Annotated in this window: 11 protein-coding genes; 1 reads left to right on the top strand and 10 read right to left on the bottom strand. The window is 36.2% G+C overall.

Translation table 11 applies throughout. From position 1 onward, the window contains the following. Positions 1-158 precede the first annotated feature (158 nt). From LH29_RS10290 to LH29_RS10240, 10 genes are all read right to left on the bottom strand, one after another. Positions 159-539, bottom strand: a complete 381-nt coding sequence (locus LH29_RS10290; RefSeq protein ID WP_045029329.1) for an HU family DNA-binding protein — start codon at positions 537-539, stop codon at positions 159-161. A gap of 745 nt (positions 540-1,284) precedes the next feature. Continuing rightward, positions 1,285-1,788 carry a hypothetical protein gene (locus LH29_RS10280; protein ID WP_045029326.1) on the bottom strand — a complete coding sequence of 168 codons (504 nt, stop codon included), beginning with the start codon at positions 1,786-1,788 and terminating at the stop codon, positions 1,285-1,287. After that, complete coding sequence (locus LH29_RS10275; protein WP_045029324.1) at positions 1,785-3,026, bottom strand: ATP-binding protein; 1,242 nt, start codon at positions 3,024-3,026, stop codon at positions 1,785-1,787. Before LH29_RS10275 ends, LH29_RS10280 begins: the two co-directional genes overlap by 4 nt. Before the next feature lie 273 nt (positions 3,027-3,299). Beyond that, a complete protein-coding gene (locus LH29_RS10270) occupies positions 3,300-4,481 on the bottom strand; it encodes an adenylosuccinate synthetase (protein ID WP_052670768.1) in 1,182 nt (393 codons plus the stop codon). Beyond that, on the bottom strand, positions 4,475-5,668 hold the full coding sequence (locus LH29_RS10265) for a PfkB family carbohydrate kinase (RefSeq protein ID WP_045029322.1): 1,194 nt from the start codon (positions 5,666-5,668) through the stop codon (positions 4,475-4,477). Before LH29_RS10265 ends, LH29_RS10270 begins: the two co-directional genes overlap by 7 nt. 8 nt (positions 5,669-5,676) lie before the next feature. Then, complete coding sequence (locus LH29_RS10260; protein WP_045029320.1) at positions 5,677-6,000, bottom strand: hypothetical protein; 324 nt, start codon at positions 5,998-6,000, stop codon at positions 5,677-5,679. Positions 6,001-6,013: 13 nt separating this feature from the next. Then, positions 6,014-6,232 carry a hypothetical protein gene (locus LH29_RS10255; RefSeq protein WP_045029317.1) on the bottom strand — a complete coding sequence of 73 codons (219 nt, stop codon included), beginning with the start codon at positions 6,230-6,232 and terminating at the stop codon, positions 6,014-6,016. Between the two features lie 207 nt (positions 6,233-6,439). Next, positions 6,440-6,733 carry a hypothetical protein gene (locus tag LH29_RS10250; RefSeq protein WP_045029315.1) on the bottom strand — a complete coding sequence of 98 codons (294 nt, stop codon included), beginning with the start codon at positions 6,731-6,733 and terminating at the stop codon, positions 6,440-6,442. Beyond that, positions 6,723-8,867 carry a hypothetical protein gene (locus tag LH29_RS10245; RefSeq protein ID WP_045029312.1) on the bottom strand — a complete coding sequence of 715 codons (2,145 nt, stop codon included), beginning with the start codon at positions 8,865-8,867 and terminating at the stop codon, positions 6,723-6,725. Before LH29_RS10245 ends, LH29_RS10250 begins: the two co-directional genes overlap by 11 nt. Positions 8,868-9,321: 454 nt before the next feature. Continuing rightward, positions 9,322-9,693, bottom strand: coding sequence for a helix-turn-helix domain-containing protein (locus LH29_RS10240; RefSeq protein WP_045029310.1), 372 nt, complete (start codon positions 9,691-9,693; stop codon positions 9,322-9,324). 804 nt (positions 9,694-10,497) lie between these two features. On the opposite strand from LH29_RS10240, the gene LH29_RS10235 reads away from it, so the two are divergent. After that, complete coding sequence (locus tag LH29_RS10235; protein ID WP_157493661.1) at positions 10,498-13,548, top strand: SusC/RagA family TonB-linked outer membrane protein; 3,051 nt, start codon at positions 10,498-10,500, stop codon at positions 13,546-13,548. The last annotated feature ends 2 nt before the right edge of the window (positions 13,549-13,550 follow it).

Raw genomic sequence — 13,550 nt, 5'->3', positions numbered from 1 at the left:
TTCCACCAAATCATGAAGAAGAATTCCAAACTTCATGAAGAAGATTTTCTTAAAAGATCAAGACGATTTCCGGAAAAGACCTTGATGAATTTCGAGCAGCCACAGCAACCTCCCAACAAACTGTCGGGAGGTTGTGGTACTATAACAGAAAGCGGGCACTACCGGGCTACAAAGGTAGCTTTCGACAGGGCCTCTTTCATCTGTTTGCCGGGGCGGAAACGGATGTTGACCGATGTAATTTTATCGGCTGTACATTCCGCTTCGGTATCCGTGCCGGTGCAGTTGAACGTTAGCTGAAACGAGCCCCAGTCGCCCATTTGCACCGAGCAGCCATCGAGCAGGGCATTCTGGATCACCGCTTGCAGCTCATCCACTACCAGGGCCGCTTCACCACGGCTTAAGGTGGTGTTTTTACTCAATGCTTCGGCAATCTCCTTTTCTGTTTTTTGTTCCACGCGGTTGGGCACCAGGTACCATTTACGGTCGGCTTGTGGGTTGCGTGGGTTCACCCGTTGAATTTTTGAATATAATATCGACATAATTTGTTTTTTTTAAATTTATATAAATCTCTACGTACCGCCGGGCCATCCCCCAAAAACCAGGCAATACCTCCCCTCCTCTGTTCGAACCCAAACAGCGTGAAGCGGTAAAAGTAATATCCGGTAAATTGATGGGGTAAAGCCGCAGCTGCGGCACAGTGGAGTGAAAATTGAAATAAAAAATAATTGATTATCCCTTGCGCAGGACTACTCCCGGCAAGGGCCTGGCCGCAGGTTCTCCGCTTGTAACAAACAGGTACCGTGGAAGCACCCGCCAAAACTGTTGCAAGCGGAAATTGGGTTTTAAATAATAATACATGGAAAAAGTATTTTAATCCGGTTGGAATACCTGAACAATTAAACTGTGGTATCTATTTGATACTAAAATCGACCAATACATTCCTTCGATCTCCAATTATTGGGAAACAGGCGGAAAAGAAGGGGTTCAATCTGCAGAATTGCACACCGATCGCTGATTGGCGCGAGCGGAGTAGTTGCCGATTACGGGCTAGTTTCCTTTCAAATCGAGATGAAGTAAAAGCGGGTGATGAACCCGCACTTACCCACAAAAACGGCTATGACACATAAAGATATCTGCTTGGTTATATTTTTTCTTTCATTCTTTTTGTATTATTTTTTGTCACAGCACTAATAAATGAAAGTTCTTTTGCCTTTATAAACTTATACTCAAAATACAAGTTAATAACTGACAATATGCTAAAGTATTTTTTTAATTAAACATTATTTATTTCAAATTGATTTCCGCTTCAAATTGGATTCTCATTTTATACTTTGAGCTAAAATATTCGCGTTGTTCTGCATTTGATTCATGAAAAGAAGGAAATTTATTTTTTCGGTTTGCTACTATTGCTTTTCGTTTCTTAAAATCAAAATAGTAATCGGGAATTTCATCAATCATTCTTTTTATTGTGCTTTCTATCTGAGATAAACCTTCTGATTGCCATTTGTCTCTTTTATTTTTTAACTCGATAAAAAGCAAATTTGATTCATAACTCAACATTGCATCGCAGCGATTGTCCATTTCACCATTTGGCCTATTAATAATTATACAATTGTCAATAGCGGTAAAAAGTATATCAACTTCTCTTTCATTAGTAACCCTAGCATTGCACAAGTCGGAATCATAGTCGATAATTTTTGCAGGAGTTTTATCTTCTGCGTCATAAATACCAAATTTCCTATCGCCTATCACAATCTGGCAAGATTTCTCTTGAAAATTTACGCTCATAATTCTTCTTCAATTTCTAAAAGTGAGTCGTAAAGTCGATTAACCTCTCCAAGAGAAACATTGAGGTAATTTTTGTCAGATGGGATACCTTCAAATCTACCTAGTGTCTTAATAGTTCCTTTTTTATCATTCAACTCATATATGGCTAAATCGTCAGCAACAACAGTTGATGATATAGGTACGATTTCATTGACTTGAGAAACCTCAGGGTCACTTAATTTGAAACCTTTCTCTGCCAAGGTTTTATAAACATTTTCGGCCTTTACAGCCAAAGTCAAATAGTTAATCAAATATGGACTATGAGTGGTCATAATCAATCTATTACCCTTGGTCTGATTTCTAAATTCCATTAGGCAATTCAACATTTGTCGTTGAGATGTAGGAAATAAATTCTGCTCTGGTTCTTCAACAATATTTATAAAGCATTTATTAAAATACCTGGCTCGAACAGATTTGGTAAGTTTATTTTTTTCTTTATCACTTAGAGTGTTGTCGTTCATTATCTTCATTATTTCATTGGCAAATCTGACTGATTGTGTTACAGTTAATTCGCTTTTCATTTTTTCCTGATTTTTAGAAATCAAAGAAGCAAGTTTTTTGGAAACAAGAAATAATGGGATGAATGATTGAAATCCGCTGGCAGCTTCAATTATGCTAATTCTGTAATCATTTCCAATAATATAAGATAAATCCTCATTTTCATCATATTCGTAGGAATACCCTTTTAATGGCAAACTGACCTTTTTTACACTTTCTTTTTGCGCTTTTCTTAATTCCTCGCCAAAGGTGAATAAATTATCTGGCAATCCCCTCACGTCAAATGCATCCTTGATTGTACTCAAGAAATTTCTTTCAGAAGGAACATACATAATTTTGGGAACAATATATGAATTCCCCTTAACCTCTGTTATTACCGGAAATTGTTTTGACGTATCACAAAGTATGTGATACCTTTCTCCTATATATTCAATGCAAGTGTTGTTCTTAAAATAGCTCTGAATCTTTTGATATTGGAGAAAATTTTTAATCATATTAAAAGTAACTTTTCCCTTTTCAATATCTCTTCTGTTGATGGCCTTTTCCAACCAACTGAATGTAGAAAAAACTTTTGCCACCGTACTTTTTCCACTACCTTGGTTACCAATAAACACAGTGACTTTTTTTATATCTATCCAGCCATCATTATCCAGCATTCCTTCTTTGATCGGGCCGAAGTTCTTGATTCTTATTTTGCTCATATCCTATGTTTTTTTACTGTACAAAAGTAATTCATTTCTTTAGATACTTATAAGATTAAAAACTCTTTTCCCAGTCATTGTGTCGTTGTATTTTTTTACCTTCCAGCTAACGGTGGCACATGTTGTAGAGGCGGATTTCGGAGAGCGTTCCAGTCTGCGCGCTGGCTGACACGGGACTGCGATGTGAGCCCCGGAGCCTCGGGACGCAGTTGGCGAACCACCCAACCCCGCCCTGCAATATGTACTGAGTTGGCGGTAGTTGTTATTATTGAGTCATAACTGTTCAGCACAGCTACTAAAACTATAATGAATATTTTTAAACTCAAATGAAAGGTTCTGCGATATTTCTCTATAATCGATTTTAGTTTCTTTATCATTGCAATATACAATTATTTCACTTGAGTCAAAGTGATCTAGGCACGTTATTATCAGACTCTTATCAAAGCCTAAAGAGAAGATGTTATCACATTTTAGCGCATAATTCAACTGATCAATATCTAAAAAATTAGTTCTAAATTCACCTTGGAATTCATTTGTTAGATTCGTTTCCGATTCATTGTTTTTTAATTTAAATCTTGGATTTTTTGTTCTAAACGGACCTGCACCGTGTCTAGTCTGATAAGCTCTTGTTACATAAAATATACTACTCTTAAAATCAACATCCCTATAACTGGAGATTATCTCAATTGCATTTTTAGAAGTTGTATTACTCTTCGTTATGTGGGGTTTTGTACCAAATCTTTGATCTAATAGAATGCCTTGTGCTCCCTCAAAGATGTATGTATTCCATTGTTTAGAATGAATAACTTCTTTTTCATGAACTGGAATAATAATCTTTTGAGAGATTAGTTTTTTTATATTTTCTATTGCTGAAAGATATCTATTTGTTTCTTCGATATGTGAAAATGTATCAAAAATAAATTTGGTTTCTAAGTTTGTTTTTGTTCTATAATAATCTTCTATTATATATAGTTTCTCGCTTATATCTTCTGAAGCTACGATATCATTGAAGGATAATTTGACTGAAAGATTCGTTTGTCTATCGATTGTAGTTCTATAACCAAGCCCGCAACTGCCAATTCTTTTGTTATCCATTGTTATTTCCTGTGCACGATTAAAAAAGATATCATATGGAGTTGTTAAGGGACACTGATAATCAATGTACACAGTTGGGGCATATTCTAAGTGTTTAATTTCCTCTACTAATGAACAAGGCTCAACCGTGCAGAACCTAGACCAAAATGTTGGAATTTTTCTCAATGAACCAGATCCTAAATGAGAAAAAACATGTCTTTTCCCATCTTTAGTAGTTACACAATGTCCAGCTTGGTGTCCCCCGTTGTGTCTTATCACAATTGAGTTAGGATGCTGTAAACATAGAAAGTCTGTTGCTAAACCTTTGCCCTCATCCCCAAAGCCAAGTCCCACAACGATAAAAGCATTTTTGATTACCATGAAGCCATATATATTGCAGTTGATAAATCATTGGTAATTTCACACTCAGAGCCAATCAACATTGTAAGATCATTTTCATTCACGTTTTGAGCCAATATGATTACCCTTTTCTTTACTGCTTTTGCAAATCCAATTTCAAATAAAGTTCCAGCATCTAACCCTGACACAATGGCAAAGATTGTATCACATTTTGTTAATGCATCTAAATCCTGTGTAGCAATATTTATAGATTCGGACTGTACTTTATTTGTATCTAGAATCCCAACATCATGAAGAGGAGAAAAAACTTCGTTGCCAAAATCAATTAAAATATTCCTTATTTCATTTATAATCCACCTTTCAGCAACTGTGAAAAATGGGCCAGCCAGATAAATTTTATTTGTTCTACTTTTAATTTCTCTTGGCAATATTTCCTCCGAGATTTCACTTATCGGTAATTGCATAGTTTGACAAAAAATTGCAGTCATTTTTGAAGCATAATAAGCAGCATCTCTTGGATTCTTTTTCTCAATAATCCATTGCCACGCAAATGTTGCAGTAAATATGTCTCCAGATCCAATCGGCCATACGTTAGTTGTAGCAAATACAGGAATCTCTGAAATCCCCTCTTTATCTACAACATAAGCACCATTGACACCATTCTTTATAACAATAACTTCTGCATTTTCTGTTTTTAATAACTCTTTTCCAATAATTGAGAGATCATCACTTTCTGATTTTGAAAAGTGCAACGCTTCTTTTTTATTTAGAATAATAGCCAAGTGCTTAGCTGTTGAACCAGTAGTTTTAAAACTTTTATAATTCTGAGGATCATAAACTACATATTTACCTTGAAATATAAAATTGGCCTCAAGCATACCATAGTATAAAAAATCACCATTTTCACTTAGCTTAATTTCCTGAGTTGGTGAATTGTCATAATAATTGATTATGCTTGGAAATGCCAAGGGGTGATAGTAATCAAATTCTATAGTGTCTTTGGTGGACCAATAATTACAATTATACCCAAACGTTCGACCTTTTAATTCTGCTAATTCTCTTAAATCCTCAGAAATTAGACTAAAGAGATTAATATCGAATCCTTTTTTTGATAATGCAGCTGCTGCCCTTAGCCCAGAGCCATATAGCTCCTGATATGATGGGTCTATGCAATTTTCCACATAGCTCCCTCCAATAATATTTAGCATGTTAATTTCTATAAAGGAGTTACTTCAACTCTACAGCTTGTATTAGAAATGCTAAGGATAGTAGCAATAAATTGTTTCCCCTTTTTTAGACATCTTATTAATTGCGTTGCTGACATTGCTGTAATATAGCCACAAATGCCATGATTTCCTTCAACATAAATGTTATTTACAACATCTAATTTTACCTCTAAAATATCATCAACATTGTATTTGGTAATATTTTGTTGGATCTTTTGCAGGTCAGTAATAAAATGAAGTTTATCACAATTGTCCTCAGGATTATTATCCGGGATCCTTCTACTGTATCTGGAATAGGAACCTCCTCCGCCCATAACATTAAATTTTTTAGTTAATACTTATTTTATTTGAATCTATTTTCTTGATATGTTTAAAAAGTGTTTGAACCCAATTTTTACCTTGATGGTTTTTCCATCTACCAAAACCATATTCAGTATTGGATTCCATGTAGATTAGCACTGCTCCATCACACTCAAATCTTTTGATAAACTCTTTAAGAACTTCTTCATCTGTCAAATTTTCGACTGGAAATTTTATTGAATCCATATTATTAATTTATTTGTTTTATGTTAATTTGAAATATAGTTTAAATCGCATTGACCTTTTTTAAATATTGCCAACCAACAAGTATCTGCAAATGTGAGCAATTACGGGCTTCAATCTTATCAAACCGTGATAATTTCAAGCAGGCTACAGCCCCTAAAACTACTACAATATCGCCCATTTTGTATAAACAGTTCTGTGCCCAGTCTTTTATTCGTTTTCGGTTAGTTCATACTCTACTAATTCATTATGAATCGATTGCATTTCACTGTTTAATTGCTTCAGATATTCAACACAAATGTTATTATATAAATCAGGCGTTTCATCCTCTAAAACATATTCAAACAATCCGCTTTTTAGTTCTTTTAGAATTGAATTGAAAGCAATCTTGACATTGTTCGGATTATCATCCGTCAAAACAATTTGAACAGTACTTTCACCGACTTCTAGCACTAAATAAGTGTTCTTTTCTTCTCTTCTTATCGTTGCTTTTTTAGTTTCCATATATTTTTCCTCTTTCTCCAAAGGCTTCTTTTCCACCTTCTAATGTTTTCATACTAATTTCTTTCCAGTCAAGCTCTGGTCTTGAACCATATTTGCATTTTAAGGAATTTGAAAATGGGTTTCCAGCCATTGTAAAATGCTGTCCTAACTCATGCAATCTGTAAATAGAATTATACGGTAAAGTTCTTACAGCAATATTTGCATCATGCGTAGCAATAATTACTTTTTTCCCAAGCAATGCTTTTTCCTTTAGCAAAGGAACTATTACATCATTTATATAGTCATTACCTAAACTTTTTTCAGGTTCATCAATCAAATAAATATCTTTTTCTTCAACTAGTTCTTTATGAAGTAAAATCATCGAAGACTCACCATTTGAAGGATTATAAACATTATCATTAAGCGTAAAATGTTTGTGTTTCAAAAGCAAATCACTTAGAGTGTTAATAGTTTCAATATTTTCTATTTCATTTAAGTCAGCAATTTTCGAAAATAACTCATTTGAATATGTATGCTTTGAAATGGAATCTATTGCCTTGACAAACTTTTTTTGAGGTGTTTTATTTACATTCTTCACAGGCGTATAGTCGCCATTCGAAATTGAACCATTATGAAAAATCAAATTCGTTCTGCATTTCAATTCCCCCTTTATCCCTAAGCTTCCTGCATATTCCTCAATTGGGTTTATTGGTTGATTTACTAATGCAATAATTTTTTTTGCAGCTCTTTCTATTTTTATTCGATTTCGTGAATAGTTTAAAAAACCAGTTTTGGTTGGTTTGGGTGGTTGATTTGTTTTTTTTGAAATTTCTGTATTGAAGCAAGAAACAAGACCATTAAGCAACTTTATAGACTTGTTATCTAGGAAATTATTTTCGGTACCAATCTTAAGTTGTTGTAGGATTTTTTCTAAAATGTCAGACAATTCTTGAATTAACTCAACATTTATAAACTCTGATAATTCATCATTTTCGCTAATAAAGTCATTAAAGGATTTGAAATTATCAAGAATCTCAGTTATTTCATTCAAAGCTCTTTCTGATTCTTCTTCATCCTCATTATTAATCTCTTTTATTTTTAGTTTTTGAGATATTTTATTTGTTTCCTGAAACGAAAAATGAAGTTCATACTTATTTAAGCTAGTAACTTCACCTTCTGTTACATTTTTTAGAAAAGTAATCTCATCTTCGCATTCATCAAAACCATAATCCGATGCTTTACAATTAAACGAACTACCCTTAATGTCAAAAACTTCATTTAAATGATTGTCATTTGATTTATAGACTGAAGTTTTATGACCTTTAGTGTTAAAGTGCTTTGATAGAGCTTCCAAAATATCTGTTTTACCAGTTCCTTTGCTTCCAAAAAGAATATTAATATCAGAAAAAATATCTAATTCAACTTTTTCGAATGGGTCACTTTTAAAAGGGAATAACTCTATACTTTGTTTTTGTTTCTTGTCTAGGATTGTATTTATAGTCGCTTCATCTTTTTCAAGAAGCAAACAAAATTGCTCAAAGCTTTCTACAGGTAATCTTAATTCAGGTAAGGTTTTTGAAATTTCTATATATTGTTTCCAATCCTTAACGTCTGATCCAAAAATCGAATTATGACCATGACTGATATAAATACCAGCAGAGATAGAATTTGTTGCTTCTTTTAATATTCGTTTCGGGTTTGAAACTAAAGAATAAAGCTTTTCTATTTCTTCATTACCCAAGTTTGGTTTCTTAACAAAATAATGTGCTATATAAATACAATCTAATGTGTCAAATTTAACTACCAAGTCTTCTAATGATATAGTGAAAGCATCAGCACTTTTTCCATCAAGTAATTGACTTACTACAAGATTAAAGCTTTTGTAATTCTTGGGATTACATACTACAATTAAATGAGACCTCTTTCCATTTTCTAAAACATCAAGTTCAATTCCAGGCCAAACTTGGCAATAAGAAATAACGCTATCCCTAAATTCTTCAAATTGAACTGAGTCAAAGTGGTTATGATTTGTAATAGCTAAAATATTGACATCTGTATCTTTTATAATATCCGCAAATTCCTCTTTATCAATATTCCTTGTTGGAGCATCTCCAGACTTTACTTTTCTTGTATGTGTATGAATATCAATTTTCATTTTTCGGTTTTGGTATTTTAGGCACAATGATTTTGGAACCCAACAAGTCAGGTTATTTCGCTACGCTGATTTTCAATTCTCCATTGTAAGATTGGGTTATCCGTCCATTTTGAGTGCGGAATCGTACTTTATGCTTGAATCTTATATTCGGGCGCGTAATCAATGCGTTATGGTTTCTATTCGGAGTTTAAAGTTAGCATAATAAAGAATAAAAGCAACACTCGTTTATTGATAGCCACTTTGTTATGGGTGATCATTGAAAAATATATGAAAAAGCCCTGATTAAAATCGGAAATATTAAAGTAGTTTCAGGAAAAGAATGTAAATCAAAGCTGGAATTACTGGGATTAAAACTTATGCCAAATAGCCAATGGGCTTAATCAGGAATATTAATGCCATATTCCTTTTCGAATCCATCAAACAGTTGTTTAAGAGAATTATATTACGACAAATACTATTTTTTCTTTTTCAATAAAGAATATCGATTGATAATCTGGGACTTTAGATAATCATAATAATCCCTTTTTTCTTGGGTTAGTTTATCTTCGAGTTTAAAAGACTCTTCAACAACCAACAATAATTCTTCCTTGGTCTTCAAAACAAATAAATTACAAAAATCAATACTTAACTGCTGACTAATAGAAAGTATTTTATCCCACCCGCTAACATTCTCAAATCGTTCGATTCTTCCTATCATGGTCGGATTGGATCCTAACAATAAAGCAAGATCAAGTTGAGACATACCTTTCTTTAATCTGCCCAATCTTAGCATACAACCTATTTGCATGTTAAGTAATTCTAATTCCATCTCAGTATACTTTCTCATAAAGTAAAACTTGAGAAAAAAGCTTTATTTATTCGATACATATTTGTATTGAATAAATAATTCACTATATTTGCTTCAGTATATAAAATATGTAACGTAATTTTGCGAATCTTCGATAGTAAAAGATACTAGAAGCATTCGCACTTTAAGTCTCAAATCGAAAACTGGTAATTTTCAAAAGGAGGGACAATAAGTGAAAATGCTCACGTCATATCATTACGATTTTGGCGTGGGCCTGCTTATCTCCTATAGGTATACCAGTACCTCGATTTGGTAAGTCAGGTTCCACGCCTTTTTTGTGCACTTTCCTGATTTATCATATCTGTAAAATAATAAAAGGGCGACCTTATAATCTCAAAATTATTTTGCCTATGATGTACTAATATTACTGCTGAAAGTTAAGCCCGCTACAACAGTTTGGCGACGTGTAGCAGGCTTGGATGTTAATTAATTCGATAATCATCAACTAACGTCGAAATTTATGAAAAACTTTCCACACAAGGAAAATTATGCCCCTGTGTGTTTAATTTTCCGGAAATGCTTTGAACTTTTTGCGATTCCTCAAATAGTCAACAACAAGCCAGGGAAACGGCAAAAACTATTCAGTTTTGCATCTACACTTTCCTACATGAGTTTGGTATTTTTTTTCAGCCGGCACCATAGCCTGTACCAAAACAAAATTAAATCACCCGAGTGAGGAATGACTTCCTGTAAATGATCGTGAACCACCAAACCTTCACGATCCACATACCAATCCTGGCATCTTAGGATTTAACCTTATTACCCAATATTAAAATAAATTTTATGCAAAATTTTAAAAGCTATTCCTCTGCATTATTACGTCGTGTGTCGCAAATACTAAACGGCATGGACAGAACGCTTAAGCTATTAGTTATCTTTTGTATTCCCATTCTGTTGTTCTCCGGCCACGCCTACGCACAAACCATTAACGTTAGTGGTCGTGTAACGGATCAGAATAAACAGCCACTTCCCGGAGTAAACGTAGTTCTAAAAGAATCACCATCAATTGGTACGATTACCGAAGCCAACGGGCGTTATTTCTTAGACGACGTGCCTACTGATGCGATACTTTCATTTTCCTTTATTGGTTTTAAAACCACAGAAATTCCTGTAAACGGACGTTCACTGGTGGATTTACAGCTACAGGAAGATATTACCACACTTTCAGAAGTAACGGTTAATGCCGGTTACTATACTGTAAAAGAACGTGAACGTACCGGCAGCATCTCTACTGTGGCAGCCAAAGAGATCGAAAACCAGCCTGTAAATAATGTGTTGTCGGCAGTTCAGGGTCGCATGGCCGGCGTAAATATTACCCAGGGCAGCGGAGTTCCCGGCGGTGGTTACAACATACAGATACGCGGAGTTAACAGCCTGCGCCGTGCCGGCAACTATCCGATGTACATAATCGATGGAGTACCGGTAAGCGCTGAAAGCAGTTCTTCACTTTCCGGAGCGATACTGCCACGCGGAGAAACCAGTCCGCTTAATGCCATCAATCCAAATGATATTGAGAGTATCGAAATTTTAAAAGATGCCGATGCAACAGCCATCTACGGATCACGCGGTGCCAACGGAGTAATCCTGGTTACCACCAAAAAAGGAAAAGCGGGTGGCAAAACCGTTTTCAGTATTAACAGCAGTTACGGGATTAGCCGCATAGCCAATAAAATGGAACTGATGAATACAGAGCAGTATCTGGAAATGCGCCGCCAGGCTTATGCCAACGATGGAAGAACAGACTATCCGGCCAATGCCTACGATGTAAATGGCACCTGGGACGAAAGTCGTTACACCGACTGGCAGGAGGAACTGATTGGCGAAACAGCCACCAACTCCAATATTCAGCTATCGGTAAATGGAGGCAGTCAAACTACCCGCTTTCTAATCAGTGGTAGCCACAACGAGCAAAGCACGGTTTACGGTAAGGGTTTCAAATACAAAACCAATAACCTGTCCTGGAATCTGAATCACCGTTCCGAAGACAACAAATTTATTCTAAATGCAAACACTTTGTTTTCGGATCAGTCCAACAACCTTGTACAAGCCGACATCACCAGCAAAACGCTGATCTTAAGCCCGAATGCCCCGGCACTTTACCAGGGCGATGGCAGCCTGAACTGGGAAAACAAAACCTTTAACAACCCGGTAGCCGCTTACGAGGCCACCTATTCAAGTAAGGTGAAAACTATTAACCTTAACATGAACATTTCTTACGAATTATTACCTGCAGTTTATATAAAACTAAATGGCGGAATCAACCAACAAGGTTCCGAAGAATTACTGCTGTCTCCCAATACAAAATATAACCCGGCCTTTGGAATTACCCCGGCCAGATCTTCAGCTTATAAGAGCCAAAACCGTCTGTTTTCATACCTAGTAGAACCCCAGATGAACTACAAACAAAAGTATGGAGACCATGAATTCGACCTGCTGTCCGGAAGCACATATCAACAACGGGACAAAACCTCATTGCAGATCTTTGGATATGGGTTTGAGAGCAATGCTCTTATTACCAACCTGGAAGCGGCTAATACGGTTTCGGTACAAAACGATGCGAAAACCGAATATCGCTATTTTGCAGTTTTCGGGCGGGTAAATTACCAGTACAAAAAACGGTACATCGTAAACCTTACCGGGCGGCGCGACGGTTCCAGCCGTTTCGGGACCAACAACCGTTTTGCCAGTTTCGGGGCTGTGGGAGCTGCCTGGTTGTTCAGCGAAGAGAATTTTTTGAAAAACAGTACTTGGCTCAATTTTGGTAAACTTAGGGCCAGCTACGGAACTACCGGCAACGACCTGATTGGCGATTATCAGTATCTGGATACCTATACCTTAAGCAGTACCAGCTATGGCGGTAGCTCTTCGCTTTACCCTTCCCGGCTGTACAACCCTTATTTTAGCTGGGAAAAAACCACCAAGCTGGAAGTAGCGCTGGAAACCGGCTTTCTAAACGACCGTATGCACTTTTCAGCAGTCTGGTACCGAAACCGTTCAGGCAACCAGTTAGTAGGTATTCCCTTACCTGCCACTACGGGCTTTAGCAGTATACAAGCCAACCTACCGGCTACCGTAGAAAACAAAGGTACAGAGTTCGAACTCAACACCACACCAATCCAAACAAAGGATTTTCGCTGGGGTAGTGATTTGAATATCAGTTTTCCAACTAACAAGCTGGTGGAATTCCCCGGTATAGAAGGTTCCACCTACGCCAACTCCTACGAGGTGGGCTATCCTGTCTCCATTAAAAAAGTTTATAATTACGAAGGTATCGATCCCGAAACCGGCCTCTACACATTTACCGACTATAACGACGATGGCAGTATTACGTCCCCCGATGACAATCAGGTGATTGAAGATGTGGGGATAAAGTACTTTGGTGGCTGGTCGAACCAGTTTGCTTATAAACGATGGGATTTCTCGTTTTTATTCCAGTTTGTAAAACAACGGCAGAGTAGTTACAATGCTTTAATGCTGAACCCGGGTACGATGAACAACCAGCCTGTAGAAGTTCTGGATGTATGGTCGGAAACTAATCCCGATGGCCGGTATATGGCCTATACCTCCGGAGCCGACGCTCAGAAAAACAAGGTGCTGAGGTATTTCAAAAACAGTACAGCCACCATTAGCGATGCTTCTTTTATCCGGTTAAAAAATGTACAGCTAAGCTATCGTTTACCGGTTTACAAAAAAGTACAGGATATAAGGCTGTATGTACAGGGACAAAACCTGTTGACCTTCACTGATTATTTTGGGCTTGACCCGGAATTTTTCTCGACCGGTTTTTTGCCACCGCTAAGAACATGGTCTTTTGGCCTACAACTTAACTTTTAAAA

The organism is Draconibacterium sediminis, assembly GCF_000949475.1.
GTDB lineage: Bacteria > Bacteroidota > Bacteroidia > Bacteroidales > Prolixibacteraceae > Draconibacterium > Draconibacterium sediminis.
This window is presented reverse-complemented; position numbering and strand designations above follow the sequence as displayed.